The 18083-nt window shown below is 47.4% G+C and carries 21 protein-coding genes and 2 tRNA genes; 10 read left to right on the top strand and 13 right to left on the bottom strand.

The features are described 5' to 3' along the window. Positions 1-39: 39 nt before the first annotated feature. The 5 genes from NC981_RS01125 to rplI all read right to left on the bottom strand — a co-directional run bounded on the left by NC981_RS01125 (position 40) and on the right by rplI (position 4494). Entirely contained in the window at positions 40-1128 is a 1089-nt protein-coding gene (locus NC981_RS01125) for a glycosyltransferase (RefSeq protein ID WP_348241190.1), read from the bottom strand. Between the two features lie 329 nt (positions 1129-1457). Further along, positions 1458-1658 (bottom strand): hypothetical protein, encoded by a 201-nt coding sequence (locus NC981_RS01120; protein WP_348241189.1) that lies wholly within the window; start codon positions 1656-1658, stop codon positions 1458-1460. A 68-nt stretch (positions 1659-1726) separates the two neighbouring features. Continuing rightward, positions 1727-2488 (bottom strand): SprT family zinc-dependent metalloprotease, encoded by a 762-nt coding sequence (locus tag NC981_RS01115; RefSeq protein WP_348241188.1) that lies wholly within the window; start codon positions 2486-2488, stop codon positions 1727-1729. 74 nt (positions 2489-2562) lie between these two features. Next, on the bottom strand, positions 2563-3924 hold the full coding sequence (dnaB, locus tag NC981_RS01110; RefSeq protein WP_190376047.1) for a replicative DNA helicase: 1362 nt from the start codon (positions 3922-3924) through the stop codon (positions 2563-2565). Between the two features lie 111 nt (positions 3925-4035). Further along, complete coding sequence (rplI, locus tag NC981_RS01105) at positions 4036-4494, bottom strand: 50S ribosomal protein L9 (RefSeq protein ID WP_348241187.1); 459 nt, start codon at positions 4492-4494, stop codon at positions 4036-4038. Positions 4495-4642: 148 nt separating this feature from the next. Between rplI and NC981_RS01100 the strand changes: the two genes are divergently transcribed. Next, a tRNA-Gly gene (locus tag NC981_RS01100) sits at positions 4643-4713 on the top strand. 120 nt (positions 4714-4833) lie between these two features. Further along, positions 4834-5373, top strand: coding sequence for an SH3 domain-containing protein (locus NC981_RS01095; RefSeq protein ID WP_348241186.1), 540 nt, complete (start codon positions 4834-4836; stop codon positions 5371-5373). Between the two features lie 83 nt (positions 5374-5456). Here NC981_RS01095 and NC981_RS01090 read toward each other — a convergent pair whose 3' ends face one another. Together NC981_RS01090 and NC981_RS01085 are read right to left on the bottom strand one after the other, a co-directional pair. Further along, entirely contained in the window at positions 5457-6077 is a 621-nt protein-coding gene (locus tag NC981_RS01090) for a fasciclin domain-containing protein (protein ID WP_348241185.1), read from the bottom strand. A gap of 99 nt (positions 6078-6176) precedes the next feature. Then, positions 6177-7226 carry a WD40 repeat domain-containing protein gene (locus NC981_RS01085; protein ID WP_348241184.1) on the bottom strand — a complete coding sequence of 350 codons (1050 nt, stop codon included), beginning with the start codon at positions 7224-7226 and terminating at the stop codon, positions 6177-6179. Between the two features lie 112 nt (positions 7227-7338). On the opposite strand from NC981_RS01085, the gene NC981_RS01080 reads away from it, so the two are divergent. Then, positions 7339-8805 carry a hypothetical protein gene (locus NC981_RS01080; protein WP_348241183.1) on the top strand — a complete coding sequence of 489 codons (1467 nt, stop codon included), beginning with the start codon at positions 7339-7341 and terminating at the stop codon, positions 8803-8805. 1 nt (position 8806) lies between these two features. Here NC981_RS01080 and NC981_RS01075 read toward each other — a convergent pair whose 3' ends face one another. After that, positions 8807-9547: a hypothetical protein gene (locus NC981_RS01075; protein ID WP_348241182.1), complete on the bottom strand. Its 741-nt coding sequence runs from the start codon at positions 9545-9547 to the stop codon at positions 8807-8809. 191 nt (positions 9548-9738) lie between these two features. Here NC981_RS01075 and NC981_RS01070 point away from each other — a divergent pair. After that, positions 9739-9811: transfer RNA gene (locus tag NC981_RS01070), tRNA-Thr, on the top strand. Positions 9812-10058: 247 nt separating this feature from the next. Beyond that, complete coding sequence (locus NC981_RS01065) at positions 10059-11216, top strand: DUF3596 domain-containing protein (RefSeq protein WP_348241181.1); 1158 nt, start codon at positions 10059-10061, stop codon at positions 11214-11216. Positions 11217-11246: 30 nt separating this feature from the next. Here NC981_RS01065 and NC981_RS01060 read toward each other — a convergent pair whose 3' ends face one another. After that, complete coding sequence (locus tag NC981_RS01060) at positions 11247-11936, bottom strand: hypothetical protein (protein ID WP_348241180.1); 690 nt, start codon at positions 11934-11936, stop codon at positions 11247-11249. A gap of 167 nt (positions 11937-12103) precedes the next feature. Continuing rightward, on the bottom strand, positions 12104-12943 hold the full coding sequence (locus NC981_RS01055; protein ID WP_348241179.1) for a hypothetical protein: 840 nt from the start codon (positions 12941-12943) through the stop codon (positions 12104-12106). Between the two features lie 299 nt (positions 12944-13242). Between NC981_RS01055 and NC981_RS01050 the strand changes: the two genes are divergently transcribed. From NC981_RS01050 to NC981_RS01030, 5 genes are all read left to right on the top strand, one after another. Next, positions 13243-13488, top strand: a complete 246-nt coding sequence (locus tag NC981_RS01050) for a hypothetical protein (protein ID WP_348241178.1) — start codon at positions 13243-13245, stop codon at positions 13486-13488. Between the two features lie 54 nt (positions 13489-13542). Next, positions 13543-13806, top strand: a complete 264-nt coding sequence (locus NC981_RS01045; RefSeq protein WP_348241177.1) for a hypothetical protein — start codon at positions 13543-13545, stop codon at positions 13804-13806. Positions 13807-13833: 27 nt separating this feature from the next. Beyond that, a complete protein-coding gene (locus NC981_RS01040) occupies positions 13834-14058 on the top strand; it encodes a hypothetical protein (RefSeq protein ID WP_348241176.1) in 225 nt (74 codons plus the stop codon). A gap of 82 nt (positions 14059-14140) precedes the next feature. Then, entirely contained in the window at positions 14141-14512 is a 372-nt protein-coding gene (locus NC981_RS01035) for an IS1595 family transposase (RefSeq protein WP_348241175.1), read from the top strand. 59 nt (positions 14513-14571) lie between these two features. Further along, positions 14572-15384, top strand: a complete 813-nt coding sequence (locus tag NC981_RS01030) for a hypothetical protein (protein ID WP_348241174.1) — start codon at positions 14572-14574, stop codon at positions 15382-15384. Positions 15385-15435: 51 nt separating this feature from the next. Here NC981_RS01030 and NC981_RS01025 read toward each other — a convergent pair whose 3' ends face one another. The 3 genes from NC981_RS01025 to NC981_RS01015 form a co-directional block, all read right to left on the bottom strand. Then, a complete protein-coding gene (locus NC981_RS01025) occupies positions 15436-15720 on the bottom strand; it encodes a hypothetical protein (protein WP_348241173.1) in 285 nt (94 codons plus the stop codon). Positions 15721-15983: 263 nt separating this feature from the next. After that, entirely contained in the window at positions 15984-16814 is an 831-nt protein-coding gene (locus NC981_RS01020) for an aldo/keto reductase (protein ID WP_348241172.1), read from the bottom strand. Positions 16815-16873: 59 nt separating this feature from the next. Beyond that, complete coding sequence (locus NC981_RS01015; RefSeq protein WP_348241171.1) at positions 16874-18076, bottom strand: cysteine desulfurase family protein; 1203 nt, start codon at positions 18074-18076, stop codon at positions 16874-16876. Positions 18077-18083: the final 7 nt, after the last annotated feature.

Raw genomic sequence — 18083 nt, 5'->3', positions numbered from 1 at the left:
TTTTAAATTTCAGGAAGCTAGAAAAATGAATTTACTAAATTAGCCAGTGCCACAGACCTCTGCGATCACCGAGTCGATCGACTGAAAAAACGCATCTTTGGAAAAGCGACTCACTGCGTGTTCGCGAATTCGGTGGTAGTTCCAGTCGATCGCTTTGGCTTTGAGCAGAGCGCGGTAGAGGGCGTGAGGCGTTTGAGAATTGAAGAACACACCTGTCACTCCTGGAATCTGAGTATCCAGAACGCCGCCTTCTCCATAGGCGATTACGGGAGTTCCGCTTACGTTTGCCTCAACCGGAACCAATCCGTAATCTTCGAGCGCCATCACGATCACTGATCTCGATTTAGACATCAGTTGTTTGCGCTCCGCATCGCTGACATGCCCTAAAAATTGCACGTTCTGCCGCGCTCGCGCTTCTAGCGTGTCGCGCTCTGGGCCGTCTCCTGTAATCAACAGCTTCCAGCCCAGCCAATTAAACGCTTCTACCACCACATCTAACCGCTTGTAGCTAATCAAGCGAGCCGAAGCGAGATAGAAATCTTCTTTCTGAGGTGAGAAGTCAAACTGTTCGCTATCGACTGGACAGTTCGCGACGTGAGCAGGCTTGCTGTAAATCTCTTGAATTCGCCGCGCTACGGTGTGAGAGTTGGCAATGTAGACATCTGGTTCTTGGGCGTAAGCAAGGTCAGCTTTTCGCATTGCCCGAAAGATTTGCTCGATGAGGGGCAGAAAGCGCCGATAGGCAGTGTATTCACGCAGATAAGTCTGAGTGTCCCAAAGAAATCGCGTGATGTTGTGACAAAAACAAATATGTTTCGCATCAGGACGCTTTCTTACAGCTTTGGCAAAGCTCGTGGTGCTGCTAATAATCAAGTCATACTCGCGCAAGTCCAGCGCCCGAAATGCTGAATAGTACAGCGGCGCTAGAAGCTTGAAGTAGCGTGAAGCTTGTGGAAGCTGCTGTAGATAGGTCGTGAACACCGCACGATCGCCAAAGTCGATCGAGGATGCGGGTTCATACAGGGAGGTATAGATATCGGCATCGGGATAGCGCTGACAGAGCATCTCAAAGACGCGCTCTGCACCACCCCGCTGAGTCAGATAGTCATGGACGAGGGCTACTTTCATGACAAGACCATAGAGAACCAACAATTCGATTCGATCGAATTGTCTGAGCAGAAACACCCCGCTCGCTGAATGTGAAAACTCAGGCGAGTCTAGAGCCGATTGAGACAGCAACGAAAATCAGGAAAAGCGCCTCCAAGTCAAGTGACCGAAGAACCAAGCAAAACAATCGAAACGAAGCCCAATGGATAAACTTCGTCAACCGTATTTACTCCGAGCTTAAAACGAATTTCTACCGAAGCAACTGTAAATTTACCATGAAGAAGTTATCATCTCTCCGGTGACAGAGATGCGAAACAGGTATAAGTTATGCCAAAATATACGGAAAAGGGTTAATCTTCATCCAATTCATCGGCTCTAAGATCGCCAGGTTCGTTTGGCATTTCTGGTGTGACAGCCGGATTTTCAACAAGTTCTCGCGGGTCTCCCTGATAACCACCGCTGTAAACTAAATCGTTAGGATCAACCACCTTTTGGTTTTTAGGTGCAGAGTCATCGGTGGCTTTCGGTAAGCGTTCTGTCGGTTCTGTCATGGTTTTATCTAGAATTTTTAAAAATCCTAGAAAGTCCGATCGCTGACTTCGCCTATCGCAAGCATGAGTTAATCTCTCACCCCGTTCATTTCAAGCCACGCAGGAACATAATGGCTCGATTGCCGCAGTTCTTTGTCGATCGCTTTGTAGTTTGGATCTTTTTCTTGCACAAGTCCCCAGAACTGCGCCGAATGATTGAGATGTACGGTGTGACAGAGCTCATGCACAAAGACATAGCGCACCAATTCAGGGGGCAGAAACAGCAGTTTGAAATTCAGGCTGATGTTGCATTGCTGAGAACAACTTGCCCAGAGCGTTTTCTGTCCGCGAATGGAGGCTTTGTGAAACGGTAAGTTGAGTTCTTGGCTCACTGACCACAGCCAAGGTACGAGTCGCTGATAAGCTTTATGGGTTAACCACTGCTGCAACAGGGAACGACAAAGTTCTTCGTTGTGAGTGTTGCCGCGCAGAATCAACCGCGATTTACCTTTCTCGCTGAGCGTTGCCCGCGAAAATCCAGTCGGCTGATATTCGATCGTCCAGGTTTGGTCGATCGCTCTGAGAAACAACTGTTCAGGTAGCGCAGCAGAAGCATCGATCGATAATTGTTGGCGCTGTTCTTCGAGGCGTTCGATCGTGCGCTCGATCCAGCTTTGCTTGGTGTGCAAAATTTCTGGGATGCGGCTTTGGTCAAATCCGCGTGGGATAATGACTTCTAAGCCACCCTGAACCGTCATTTTTAAGCTGACGTGTTTCGCTTTAATGCTTTCTCGAACTCGATACTGAGGGAGTTCCACAGGCTGACCCTGAATCAGTCTTGACTCAACCATTGGTACGCATCGTTGCAATTCCAAACCCGTCATTCATATTACTCGATTCAGCTAGGATTGGATCAGCAATTTGGTTACGAATCGAACCGATTTGGTGCCGCTAGATTCAGAAATCGCGTAAATTGCGGCTCGAATAGGAGTTTGATTGTTCCTGTTGGCCCGTTGCGGTGCTTTGTGATGATCACTTCTGCAATGCCGCGATCGGGGGTGTCCTCATTGTAGTATTCATCCCGGTAAAGCATCATCACCAGGTCGGCATCTTGCTCGATCGAACCACTTTCACGAAGGTCTGACATCATTGGACGCTTGTCAGCGCGTGATTCTACACTCCGGCTAAGTTGAGACAGCGCGATCACAGGGACATTTAACTCCCGCGCTAACCCTTTCAATGCCCGCGTAATTCGCGCCAGTTCTTGCACCCGGTTTTCACTGCCGCTTCCTTCCATCAGTTGGAGATAGTCGATTAAAATCATGCCGAGTACGCCGCCCTGTTCGGCTTGTAGCTTCCGAGCACGCGATCGCATCTCAACCACACTAATGTTAGGGGTGTCATCGATAAAAATCTTCAGTTCAGACAATCGAGCGATCGCATTGCCTAGTGGCTCCCAATCTTGAGAAGCAATGCGTCCCGATCGAAGTCGTCCACTCTCGATTCGCGCCTCACTGGCTAACAATCGCTGCACAATCTGCTCTTTTGACATTTCCAAGCTAAACACCGCGATCGGGAGCTTGTACTGTGCTGAAATGTTGCGCCCCAAACCTAGACAGAAGGCTGTTTTCCCCATTGACGGACGACCCGCCACGATAATCAAGTCCGATCGCTGAAAGCCCTGAGTCTTGCCATCGAGATCATAAAAACCAGAAGCCAATCCCGGTAAAGCCATCCCTGCCGATCGTTCTTCAATTTCAGAGAACGTCTTGGTCAAAATGTCCGCTGTCGGAATCAATCCCTGATTTGGGCGCACCTGTGTAATGCTAAAAACTTTCTGCTCAGCTTCATCCAGAACTTTCTCTAAGTCTTTCGCCGTTTCATGTCCAAGCTGAGAAATCTGATGTCCAGTGCTGATTAACTTTCGCCGTAGATACTTATCTACAACTAACTGTGCATATTGATCAATGTTGACTGCGCTCACCGTGCGATCGACTAATTGCACCAGTTTTGATTGTCCACCGAGTTTTTCCAACAGTCCGCGATCGTTAAGCCAGGTCGAAACGCTCATCAAATCCGTGGGAGACCCTTGATAATGCAGCGCCACACAAGCCTTGTAAATCTCCTGATGAGCGCTACTGTAAAACGCCTCCGGGCGCAGAATGTCCAGCACTCGCGTAATTGCCTCTGGATCAAGCAGAATTCCCCCTAAAATGGCTTCTTCAGCATCCAAATTTTGGGGTGGAATGCGATCGTTAATGGGTTGAAAATTAAACTCTTGAACCATGATGCTGAGGGGCAATATTGCGAGAATGGATCAAAGGGGCTGAATCCCACAAAACTACGGAACTCAACCCCTACAGGTACTTCAATCTTAGCAGTTTATAGTAGACTTGTACTAAGCTGCAACGACTCGAACCACCACCGTTGCCGTTACTTCGGGATGCAGCTTGACTTGCGCCTTGTACTCTCCGATTTTGTGAATATCGGGAAGCGTAATCGTGCGGCGATCGACCTCTTGATTGGTCTTTGCCTTGATTGCTTCTGCGACATCCTGATTGGTCACCGTTCCGAAAATCGCATCGTTTTCGCCGGCTTGCTTTTCGATATCGAATCCGCCTGCCGTTTCGATTTCTGCTGCAATTTGCACCGCTTGCTGTCTCAATTCAGCTAAGCGCTGCTCTTCAAGTTCACGCCGACGGGCGACCTGCTTGAGAATGCCAGGATTGACCGTCGTTGCCTTGCCTTGGGGCACAAGATAGTTTCTTGCATAACCGGGAGCGACTTCCACCAAGTCCCCGATGCGTCCTAATTTGCTTACGTTCTGAGTCAGAACTAGCTGAATCCGCTTCGCCATAATTTCAGTATTCTCGATTGTTTCCGCACAAATAGTCTATTTTACCGGAGAGTGCGAAAACTGGGGTAGAAGATTTTTTTAATCAAACTGCATCAATTTGCGAGAAAGGTGCTATTGTAAGAAAGCGCAAAACAAAGCGATAAGCAGCGCGGGCATAGTTTAGTGGTAAAACACCTGCCTTCCAAGCAGGATATCCGGGTTCGATTCCCGGTGCCCGCTTTGATCAATTGACGCTCAATCGTAAAACCTGCCGTAACAAAGGCAGGTTTTTGTATTATCCGTGGGATAATTCCCTGGTAGACCACTGGTAAAGGTTCTACCTTGTGAGGAGTTGAATATATGAAACAAAATCTTTGGCAACAGTCGCTTTCGACGGTCACGATCGCAGCCCTTGCGGCTCCTGTAATCTCGCTTCCTGCATCCGCACAGCTAACAGGTCAAGCTCGCTGTGCAAAACAATCTACGGCAATCTTTGCTCAACGATCGTCAACGAGCGCGGTCGTTCGTACTCTAGCTGAAAACCAGTCCGTGACACTAAGTGAGAATGCTGCACAAAACGGATTCATTGGCGTGAGCGCTCCCACGGCAGGCTTCATTCAAACTGCAACCCTAAAACTCTGCCCACCGAAGCCAAATCCACAAGGAACCTGCCGCCGAGTGAGCCAAACGCAAGGGTTGATCGTGCGTCAACGCGCGGATATTAATTCCCCGATCGTGGGCAACGTAGCGTTTAACTCACAGGTATTTCTGACAACGAACCCTGCAACGACTGGCATCAGTGGCGGTCGGATTTGGGTCAATATTGCAAAACCACTGTCAGGCTGGATTTCTAACGGGTTCCAGAATACTCCCGGAACCAATTTGGTGTATTGCCAATAAAGGCACACAATCAAGACAATGAGAAGCTTGTAGCATTTTACTAATGCAGCTACAAGCTTCTTTTTTTGATAGATTTCTGAGCGTTACTTCAGCGAACCTAACTGGTTGCGAATCTCACGCGGGATGATAATTCGATTCACAGCATGGATTACGCCATTCGACGCTAGGAGATCCGCTTGTACGACACGGGCATCATTCACAATCACACGCGAGGGTGTGACATCGATCGAAACACCACCTCCCAAAGTTTTAAGATTGCCATTTCTGAGTTGTTTCGCGGTTAACTCACCAGGGACAACGTGGTATGCCAGAATCCGCGCCAGCAGTGCACGATTTCGGGGTTGCACTAGCTTTTCTACGGTTCCCGCAGGCAGACCGGCAAATGCGGCATTCGTGGGCGCAAAAATCGTCACTCTTTGACCTTTTTGAAGGGCATTACCAACGCCTGCTGCTTTGATTGCGGCAGCAAGGGTAGTGAACTGACCTGCACTAGATGCCTGTTGAAGTAGCTGAGTTATCGTCAAGTTGCGAGTATTCACCGGAGCCGGAGATGCTGCTGGCGTGGGACTTGCCGAGGGTGTAGGGCTTGCCGAGGGTGTGGGTGACTGAGCAATTGCACCTGAATGCGACACCACACTGCAAGCGGCAGCGATCGCCATCATCGAAGCAACTTTACGAAACTGAGATCCGAATCGATCGAACATTGAAACCCTATCCTTTGAGTAAAAGCTACCGTTAAGCTAATACGTCCATCAAATATTTTCAACATCTCTAGGTTTTGACGACTCTAGTTAAGAATAGCTCTATGACGCTGGACTTGAGAATGATTGCAGCGTCGGGTTAGGATCGCTCCAGATGTGGATACCATCGCTCCCGCCTGCAATAATGGCTTGTCCTTGCAGCGCAAATTTCACAGACAGATTACTAAAAGGCGTTGCTGGCAGTGATCCCAGGGATTGTTCATGCAGTAAATGCCATAGGTGAACTGCTCCTCCTGCGGCAGTGGCTAACGTCTGTCCATCTGGACTCAAAGCCAGATCGGAAGCGCCTGCACTGAACGTTTTTAACAGCGCTCCGTTTCTAAGGTCCCAACTCTTAATCCGGCTACTTCCTGTGATCAAGGTCTGCCCATCCTGGCAAAAGAGTAATCCAGTTACCTCCCCCGAATCTAGGGTTCTAAGACGATCGCCATCCTGGACTTTCCAAATTTCGGTTTTCGTACCATCTCCCGTCGCTAATAAGGTTCCGTCTGGACTAAACCCGATCGCTCGAATCGGCTGTTCTCCGAGGCTATAGATGCGGCGGCGAGTTGCAATGTCCCAGATTTGAACCCCAACCGGACTAAATTCGCCATCTGCCCAACGTCTGGCGCGGCTGGAACTAGCCAGAATACGGCTATCTGGACTGAACGCCAGATTAGACGCTCTGCCTGCTCTCAGCGTTGAAACAAGCCGACGGTTGGGTAAATCCCAGAGTTTGATCGTGCCGTCTAAGCTGCTGCTGGCGAGAATCTTTTCATCTGCGCTAATGGCGATCGCGGTAATTAATTGCGTATGGTCGCGCAAAGTAGTAAGGAGTCTGCGCGTCTTGAGATCCCAGAGTGCAATTCCATTCTCTTGTCCTGCTGCAAGCAGAGTGCCGCTCGAACTGATGGCAAGCGCTGTTGGCTTATCGGGAGACAATTGCTCCGATTTTCCAAAACATAAAATATCCGCCGCATAGAGGGGGATACACACCTTCTGAGCCGTGCGAGAAGAGGTAGCAGGCTCAAGCACAAGAAAAATTGCAACCAAGAGCGCGACGATCGCAGCGCCCCCAAGCCATAAATTCTGAATGAAGCGGTTTTGAGCCATATTTATTTCTGCTCCACGCTTACTGATCCTGCCAGATTATTCTCTCATCAACTCGATTCCATCAGAAAGACCCGATGTTATATTGAGAAGAATTTATTCATTCTAAAGTTAAGTGAACAAAAATCGCGGATTAATCACGATCGCTCTGATGCTAACAACGTTTTTGAGCGTTGTTCTACTTTATTTAGGAGTCGATAAATTTTACTACGTTCTCGCAGGAGGGCGAAAGTTTGCCACTTTCCCAGATCTGAGAACGCAGTTGGCGATCGGAGGAAGCTACCTCCTGTTGTCGATCGTCTACCTCATCTGGATAGCTAATCTGCTCAGCTCCTCATGGATGCATTCAACCTGGAGTTTCCGCACGATCCTGCTTAGAACTTCCTTTTTCTGGATCTCGGCGTTTATTGCCTACCCGCTTGGGAATGATACTTACCTTTATCTCCACGCGGGATTGATGAATCTCAGCGGAGCTAATCCTTATCTGATTCGTGCCGCTTCTTACATTACACAGCTATCCCCCTATGTGGATTGGGGACAGACTTCAACCTATGGGATGCTCTCCCAAGTCCTCTTCACTTTTTCCGCAGTTTTTATCACGATTAGTCCGATCGTAGCGCTCTATGTGTTTAAGCTAATCTGCTTACTATTACACCTATTAAATAGCTATCTGATTTGGCGGTGGCTTCCAGTTCCAGAGCGCAGCAGGATTACGATCGCTTACTTGCTACATCCGCTGTTACTGATGGAACAAGTTAGCTCAGCCCACGTGGACATTTTAGTCTCAACCAGCTTGATCATTTTTGCACTATCCTTTGCCAGACAACGCTTCTGGATCACCTTTGCAGCGTTGTGGGGTGGCTTTCTTGGAAAAACGCTCCCGATTATTTGGGCACCTTGGGTTGCTGTAACGCTGCTGCGCCAAGGACATTGGAAATGGTTGATTGCAATGATCCTTGGCTCAGGTGCGATTATGACTGGGCTTTCGTTTACCGTGATGCCCAATCTGGCAGCTTGGCAGAGTATCCTTAATCCTGGCGTGGCAGGACAGTATCAATCCTCGCTAATGGCAATCTCGAAATTTGCCCTCGATCTGATTCGGATTTTCAAGCCAGAACAACTCACGCTGCTACAACAGCAAGCGATGCTCGCAAAACTTTCCAGCGCAGCACTGCTTGGTTTTTTTGGCTTTTACTGCTGGCAACTTTGGCGCAGCGACAAACGCTGGAATCAGACCCCCCAAATGCTGCTAGAAGATATGGGCTGGACAACACTAGTGCTGATGCTGTTTGCAACCTCCTGGTTAATGCCGTGGTATTGCTCAATTTTGATTACCTTCGCCGCGTTAGTTCCACAAGCGCGACTTTTTGGTCTAACAACATTAGCATTCGCGTTCTCTAGCAGCGCTCAGTATTTCTTTGGACTGAATAGTAGCTTAAAAAGCCTAATCTCAATTGGAATTCCGATCCTAGCGCTAATCATTGGTGCAATCATGCTGCGCTCAAAGCACACGCCGCCGCCTGAAGCACCCCAACCGATCGAACGGTTGACAGGCTCAGATGCGGCGGCTGAATTGAACTAGCTTACTTGCGGCGAACGGCGATCGTATAAGACGGGCGCTGCTTTGCTTCGCGCTGCGTTTTCACAATCCGCAGAGTTTCATCGACATAAACATGCTCAAATTTGGGTGTGGCATGGTAAGTCTTTTCTAGCTTCTTCAATGTTGTTTTATCTACATTGTTGAGCTTGAGTTGCTGAGGTAGAGCTGTTTTCTGAGTAAATTCATCCCAGCGGGACTCCAGCACTTTATGGAACCATGCTTCTGCTTTCTCGATCGTCAAGGGAATCGCTCTCCATCTCAGCGTCTGGTTGATCGCTATGTTCTGAATGAACCACTCCCCTTCGCGAATCTCAAACTTCTGCATCACCATAAAATCGTAAGCCGCAAGAATCGGAGAGAGTTTCTCAATCAGCTTTGATTTTGATCCCGGTGCATACCTTGCAATATTCGCGTAGTAGCCATTTTCTAGAAAAATTTGGTAAGAACAATCATGCAGCCGCCCTGGTAACACATCATGAAATGGGATGGTAGACCAAACAGGTGTCCACACGCCTAGAACGATCGGAACTTGCGATTCAACTGCTGGATGCGGGTTACGCTGCTGGAGTTCCTCAAAGTAGGGAGCCAATTCGTTTTTGGCATATGCCACTTTTTGATTCAGCGGCTCAGTATCGCGATCGCGAACGAGCGTCAAAAGTTCAGCCTTGAGTTCTTCGGTGGTAAGTTGGCTGAGGGGTTTAACCTGAATAGCATTAGCGACCATATTATTGCTCTAATCCATAAAACTGCTGCGATTTAACTAAAAGTTTAGAATTTTTAACAATAATCGTTCTCTATCAAGAGAGGCGTTCTTGGGCAGAGTTTGCTCCACTGAAAGAGAGGTTTGGTGGAAATACAGCAAGAGGAGAAAGTAGCGCGATCGCGGAATTGTCTGATAGAATACTTCAGAAATCTGCTGGTGTAGCTCAGTTGGTAGAGCAGCTGATTTGTAATCAGCCGGTCGCAAGTTCGAGTCTTGTCACCAGCTTTCAGTAAAATCAAGCATTTCACGCTCCCGGTAAGGCTTCTAGCCCTTGCCGGGAGCAGCTTTTTGAAAACCCTCAAAAAACACGACGGTTATTTTTGGGTGAGTTTAGGTGAGATCGTGATGCGGATTGTGATCCAGATTGTGATCCGGCTTGAGATCAGAAAAGTCATAAAAATTCAGTATTAGCGCCTTAACTGCCTCCTATGATTCTGAACGTCAACGCACTTCAACACTTCGGAGGTCGTTCATGTACGCCAAAAATTCTCGACGAAAGGCAAAAGCGGGGTCAGTTCAAGTGAGCGATCGCCGTGGTTATCTCCGCATCATTTTTACGCATGGTGGAAAACGTCATTTCATCACGACAGGCTTTCCGAATACCCCACTCAATCGAAAATTAGCCCAAGAGACAGCGTTTCAAATTCAGCGCGACATTGAGTATGGGGAATTTGACCCAACCTATCAAAAGTACAAACCTCAGTCGGCACTCACAACGGTTGAAGATGCCACGCCTTTACCTACGGCATTGCCAACGTTACTCGATCTCTGGTCACAGTATGTTGAGGTCAGAAAACCAGGCAAATCCCCTTCGACTGTCAGAATGTATGGTTGGGTCGCCAATCATCTAGAACGGTGTCCCCATAAATCACCCAACGATGCACAAGCGGTGTTCGATTGGTTATCTGGTCATGTCCCGGCGGAATCGACCCAGCGTGTTCTCACTCAACTTTCGGCTTGCTGTAAGTGGGCGAGAAAATCAGGGTTGTTGGACTCCAATCCCTTTGATGGGATGCCAGCAGAAGTCAAAATCAAAAAGACAGGTACGGAAGAGGAGGAAATCAATCCATTCACGAAAGAGGAGCGAGATCGCATCATTGCTGCTTTCAAAGAGAATCGCTACTACAAGTACTACACACCGCTTGTTGAGTTTCTCTTCTACACAGGTTGTAGACCTTCCGAAGCCGTCGCCTTGCAATGGAAGCATATCGGAACTGCCAACGTGACCTTTGAACGTGCCTTGGTTTATGGCGGTCGGGCTGGGTTAGTGCTGAAAAAGGGACTGAAAACGCAGGAGCGCCGCAAGTTCCCAGTCAATGCTCAGCTTGCAACGATTCTCAAGGCAATTCGACCGTTCAAATGTGATCCAGAGGCTTTGGTCTTTCCGAGCCGACGAGGAAAGTTGATTGATTGGCACAACTTTACCAATCGAGCTTGGATGACTGTACTGAAGTCACTACCGGATATCGAATACCGAAATCCCTATCAAACCAAGCATACATTTTGTAGTCTCTGTCGTGCAGCAGACATTCCCAGTATCCAGATTGCGAAATGGGTGGGTACGTCACCAGAAATGATCGATCGCGTTTACGCTAAACCAACCGATCATATTCAAGTTCCAGATCTCTAAATCGCAAACCCATTCCGCAGGGTGTATCTGCTAATTCTCGATCATTTGCCAATTTTTAATTTCTGCTACAGCATCGGCGACTTGTTTCTTGCTCACGAGTGGAATGTGATCCGTGAAATATTCCTCTAAACCCAGCGATTCATCAAGATCAGTGGGAGATTCAAAATCGCGTACTTTGATTTGCCAGTCTCGATCCCAAAAAATTCTATCCGCAAGTTCATCAATAACTGTGCGCCATAGGTCGAGATCGTCTGAACAATCGTGAAAATTGTCCAACTCCTCATTGGGTCCAAATTCCTCAATTCCTGCTTGCCATGCTGGAAGGAGATATTGCTCGAAGGCTTTCCAGATCAAACGACGGTAGAAATATTTAATCGCTTCGTCCTCCTCGTCAGACCATTCTTCCTGACTCATCATAATTTCGTCTCCAACTCGCAGCTTCAGAAAAGCAAACGGGTAATAAGCAGCAGCTTCGGTGACATTTGTGAGGGGTGGGGCTTCTATGGCTGAGCGGAGTAATGCTGACAAACAGGTGTGAAGTAAAACAGTTTTCTGATTAATGCTGGCAGAGTCAAAGATGCGATCGCCCGTTTTAATTTCTACCTCATCGAAATCCAGGCTATCTTGAAGGTATTCAACTGAATGCTGTACCGCAGTTAGATAAACCTCCGCTTCGATGCTTTGCAGGACACGCTCTCCCAAGCTGGTACGCCACACCATAAAACACTGCCTCAGTCTTTTGTTCCAAGATCTTCACTCATAAAGGCATTGCACCCTAAATGAGTTCAGATTTTTTAAGGTTGGAAGCAAATGAACTTGGATCACAGAACAGGCTTCAGCCTTTAGTTAGCTTTTATCTCTCGGTTGGAAACCGAAGGCTCTCAGCATTATTGAGGGTAGGATTGGAGCGCTGCTTCAAGTTGCTTGATTCCTTGTTGTCGTTTCCGCTTCCCTGCTGGTGTCGAATCCAATGCACTGATCTGAGTTTGAAGATCAGGCGAGATCGCTTGATAAAACGGCACCGACAAATAAGCTAGCCCAGAGGGAACTGCTGACCACTCCATCTCCCCATCTTCTGTCAACATGCCAATCTCGTACTGAGAAACCAATAAGTTGTGTTCTTCAAGATAGGTCAATCGAGCCAATGCTGCACTATTATCCAGTTCTAGATGAGCTGCAATTCTCTCAAACGGAACTGCAATCGCATCTTCATCGATTTCTTCTCCACAGTCGATGTATCGCAACACGTCTAATTCTTGGGATTGGATAAATTGCAACACGATCTGGGTCTTCACGTCTGATTGAACTTCCCGTTGAATACGACTTCCAGTGCGATATCTGGGTGGCGGGACAAGATTTGCCGCTTCCAATCGGCTCAACCACGGCTCTGGAATTGGCAGTCCTTCATCCACCCAGCGCAGCGTTGTATCTGGCATGTCCAAGCGCACAATTCCTACTCGTGAGCGATCGCTCAGGTTATCCTGCTCGCGACAGAGCACCAATGCATGAGTTTCGTCGCGGATCAAAATTTCGGCTGAGATCGTCATCCAAGGTTCCGTCGCGACCTCATCAGAAGGCTCAGGGTTTCTAACGGCAAATAGGAAAGACTGCACCGATTCAGGGTGCATCAAGCAATCCATCACGGAAGGATAGTTGCCATCGCAAGCCAGTGCCCAGTAATTTGAGGGACACGGGAAAATTAGGGGTGAGTTCGAGTCATTTGGCATAGTTTGACTATTGTGAATCTGCAATCACACCTCCATAATAATATTGCCTTTAGCTTGACCTTGTAGCGACTTGGTTAGTCAGGAACTGCAATTCATAGGCCATCAGTTTTGCCACACGATAGCTCGGTTGCGATCTCATGGGCTGTGCAGGTTTGAGGAGAAGACATCGCTCAAAACACTTGTCTTCAGTAATATAGGTATCAAATTTTATATTTTTGATCTTGGCAACCTGAAATTAGAACGGTTAGTCTAGGGGCGTTTGTTTCGAGGCTGCCCCCGTAATCCCGATCGATTTCACCGTGCTGATTCAAACTATCACTGGTATTGTCAATTCCACAGCGATGCTGCGGAACAAATTAGAGCGAAACGAAACCGTGATTCGGCTGCTGAAGCAGTTCAATCTCAGTCCCGATAGCCCTCCTGCCGATTTTAGTGGTGTGTATGCCTATACGCTGATTGAGTATGGGGTCGGAAAACCTAAAGCTGTGTTGGAGCTATTTCGTCAGCACGAAATTCGTCAAGCTTTGCAAGCAGCTTGGGGGTAAGATAATTTCTCGGTTCTGCTGCAAGTAGGAGAGGGGTTTCTTGAAGGAGCTGCTTTGGGTGATGAACTACGGGCATTAGGGGTAGATGTCCGGCAGGAGTTTTATCAGTTTGCCACGGTGTTTATCGCGATCGCGAAACGCACTCGCACCCCAGCAGATATTCTGACAACACAACAACTCAACTTACTTCATCGTCAGATTGCCCAAGTGCAGGATTGCTTAGAACGATTGCCGACGATCGGAGGCATCCGTACCGAGATGGCAAGGCTCACAGCACAATCTTTTCTAGCCCTTCCAAAAGGCTCGGTATCTGAGTAATGTTATGCGTTTGTCCTGGCTCAACAGATGCGCGGCTGGTTTGAAACGTTGGACTACCGCTTTGAGCCGTATGAGCAGTGGCAAGCGGACGGGTTTGAGTGGATTATCAACATTCCGGTTAGATGTGAGAAGTACGATTGCATTCTCGTTCGAGGCATCGAAGGCGAAGCAGAATTACGCGATGTGCTATTTCAAGTCTTAAAAAGAGGCAGGATACAACGTCTAAAACTCCGTGTGGATTGTCGAATGTGACTGATTTAACCTGATGTGCTGCGTAACAGGGGACAGATTGGGCTTTTGATTAGCGTGAAGCTCAATTTTGATTCTTTGCGCTATGTCAAAAGCTCATCAGGAATATTTGCATTTGCTAGAAAGCATTCGTTGGAACGGAAGGCCTCAATGTCCGTATTGTGGTTCAACCAATGCAGCAGCTTTTAAGTCAGAACAAAGATATCACTGTAACGATTGTTTTACATCGTACAGCGTTACAGTGGGCACTCTGTTTCATCAGACTCATGTAGATTTACAGAAATGGTTTCATGCCCTTAAATTAGTGATGAACTCATCTAGAGTAATCAGTGTGCGGCGACTTGCTCAAGAAATTGGAGTGAGTAAAAATACGGCTTCTTCTATGATTGCTCGGATTCGTAAAGCTATGAAGGAGGAGTCAGAATTACTGCAAGAATTGGTGCGATCTCTAGATTGATTTGATCTACTTTTCTAAAGTTTTTCTCTTCCTACCGAATTGAAGACGGAAGTTAAATTATGGCTTTTTCAAGGGTGCGTTTTCGTCGTTTCTTCTGCATAACTGAAGACCAAGCAGTTTGGATTGTATTGATTCTTATTTGGGGATCTGCTACTGGAACACTACTACTATCTAAAGCTTTTCCCGATTCTAGCTTTACGGCTACAGCAATAATCTTTGCACTTTTTGGTGCGCCTCTGTCTTTTGACATGGTGAATGCTCTAGTTAAAGGTGCAATAGAACGAGCAAAAGACGAAGGCATTCAGAAGTACAAGGCTACTCAAACCTCAGAGGGCATTCTTGAGCAGCAAGACATAGAGTACTATGCAGTAATTCTGCCTGCTCATCGGAACTATAGTTCTGCTCGCCTATCAATTCGAGATGAATCACTGCTTGAACAGATCAAGAATGATGCTCTTGCAAGTGATGAAGTTGTACGAAGATTGGGTGACGAAGACGAACTTCTAGTAGGTCTTGCTAATTGGGCTTGTCGCAAAGAACTAGGCATGGACAAAGCTTCCAGAGAAGAAATTCGAGCCAACCAAGATCTAGAAAGATTTCGGAAAGATGTATTTATGTACCTCAAGGCGTGGTTGATGCTGAGTATAAAGTATCGTCGAGAGATGCGAGTGGAGGACATTAAACAGCGGTATCCTAATGAAGCTGAGCCAAATAAGTATGCTTACCTCAGAGTGCTTCGTTACATTCGGGATTACCTAATCGATCATTCAGAAATTTCTGGGCGCTTGGAAGAAAAGCATCGCGAAAGAGGTAAGCAACTTCTCAAGGACTATTTGACCAAGTTAATACAAAGGTTAGAGAAGCTCGTCTAATAGAGTTATCATGCATCTCGCTAATAGTGTGACAGATCAGATTGGTTGGAGTTAGTACGAATTACGGAATCTTTCAGAGATGTCGATTTCTTCGTCTGTGATTGGCATTTCTAAAGCTTCCAGCTTCTGGAGGAGAGTTTCATATTCAATCAGTTGGGCAGCTTCTTCCACTTCAGGATCTTGCAATGCTTCAGCAATCCTATTCTTTGCTTCCTCCACATTTTCTTGAGTTGCTGAATCAGCATTATTCCAGGCTAAGGGTGACATAAGTTCCTCCAGAACGATATAAGCCTGTACCAAAATGCGTTTGATTTCTGACCATTCTGATTCGTTCATTGATCGCTCCTCGTACAACAACAATGCGCGATCGAATTCTACGTATCTATTTGGGGACAATCTATACCGCAATCTGGGACAAATTCAGTATACTTGCTCTATCGTATGTATGTACTATAAAGCATGTCAAGTAAGTTTTGGAGCAGATTTTTTGGGGACAATTGGCAGTCTTGTACTGCATCTATAGTTTTGTCAAAACTATAGATGCACTTTTCCGATGCTGTCTGCTCGAATGATGAGCGCGACCGACAATCAGCCCTAACTCACAACATCTCCAAGGGCTGCGATCGCACAGGTGGCGGAAACGCTTGATCCAACGCATCCAAGTCAGCCCTGCTCAAGTGGATATCCAATGCTGCATAGTTTTCCTGAATTCGATCGCGCCGACTCGATTTCGGAATCACAACCACATTCTCTTGACGCAGCAGCCAAGCGATCGCAACTTGAGCAGGCGTAACGTTTAATCGAGCCGCGATCGCACCCAACGCTTTATTCGTCAATAATCGACCCTGCTCGATCGGAGAATATGCCATGACTGGAATGCCTTGTTGACGACACCAGGGCAACACATCCCACTCAATTCCACGACGGCTGAGATTGTATAGAACTTGGTCGGTTGCGGTGAGATTTTGATCAAACTGACGGGCTTCCATTAGGTCATCTTGGTCGAAGTTGCTCACGCCAAAGTCCCGAATCTTTCCGGCTTGCCGGAGTTCGAGCAAGGATTCAAAGGTTTCTGAGAGTGGAACGGAGCCGCGCCAGTGGAGCAAGTAAAGATCCAAGTAGTCGGTTTTGAGACGTTTGAGGGAGCGATCGCAAGCCTGAATCGTTCCCCTGCGAGTGGCATTATGCGGATAGACTTTGCTCACTAGAAAGAGACGAGATCGCTGTCCTTTGATTGCTTCTGCTACAACCTCTTCTGCGCCGCCTTCACCATACATTTCTGCCGTATCGATCAGAGTCATGCCCAAATCAATTCCGAATTTCAGAGCATCGATTTCTTGCGATCGTGCTTTCGCATTTTCTCCCATTTGCCAAGTGCCTTGACCGAGAACGGGAATGGTTGCGCCAGAGGGGAGAGGAAGCGATCGCATTCTTAAAATCTCCAATGCTGAGTTTGACGCTAATTCTAAAGAAGAATACCGCCGCCTGCTTATTGCTCTAGATATAAGAAGTTAAGAGCCTGCTGAATTTGCAGGACAGTATCAGCAAGGATTTCAGAGGCACGATCGATTTCTTCATCAGTTGTGAATTTCCCTAGCCCAATTCGGAGTGCGCCATCAACAATAGCCTCTGGTAAGCGCAATGCTTGAAGAACGTGAGAAGGAGACTCAACACCCGATGAACAAGCCGAACCCGTCGAAATTGCCAATCGATGACGAATTCTGGCAATGACAGCACTGTTGGGAATCCCAGGAACTGAAATATGAAGATTCCCTGCTAGACGGTGATCTTCGTCTCCATTGACCACTAAATTTGGAATTCTTTCGAGGAGCAATTGCTGAAGCCGGTCTCGCTTGGCAGCGATCGCTCGTTCATCCTCTTCCATTTCTAGCGATCGCAACCAACAAGCCTCTCCCAATCCTACGATTCCTGGGACGTTCAGTGTTCCTGATCGCATTCCCTTCTGATGCCCACCACCAAACATAATCGGCTCCAAGTGATGTCCTTTGTGAACCACAAGTGCCCCAACTCCTTTAGGAGCATAAAGCTTATGACCGGAGATTGCTAGATAAGTAATGCCCCACTCCTCAAACTGAATTGGGATCTTACCAACACCTTGAGAAGCATCGCAAAGCAGCGGAACATTATGACTTTGAGCAACTCTCCCGATTTCCTGAATTGGATAAATGTTGCCAATTTCATTATTTGCAGCCATGACGCAGAGCAGAGCTACTCCCTCAGCACAAATCTTCTCTAAATGATTGAGGTCGAGTCTGCCTTTAGAATCGACTTGAAGGTAAATGAGTTCTGCCCAACCTCGCTTCTCAAGAGCCAAACAGGTATCGAGAACCGCTTTATGTTCAAGTGGTAGCAGAGCGATTCGATGTAGCTTCTGTGGGTTGGGAGAAAGGCTACCTTGGATGGCAAGATTAATGCCCTCCGTTGCACCTGATGTCCAAACGATTTCTCGTGGTGAAGCTCCGACTAAATCAGCAACGTGTTTGGCGGCTTGTTTGACGGCTGATTCTGCGCGATCGCCATATTCATGAGCGGTACTGCTTGCGTTTCCAAACTCCTCAGTCATGTATTGCAGCACTAAACTTGCAACTCGCGGATCAGTAGGCGTAGTCGCATGGTAATCGAGATAGATGGGCTTTTGAGATAGGCTAGTCTCTAATCCATTCTGGGACATAGCAATT

The organism is Leptolyngbya sp. DQ-M1 (assembly GCF_039962505.1).
GTDB lineage: Bacteria > Cyanobacteriota > Cyanobacteriia > Leptolyngbyales > Leptolyngbyaceae > Leptolyngbya.
Note: the sequence above shows the minus strand (reverse complement) of the source record. Positions and strands in the feature narration are given on the sequence as shown.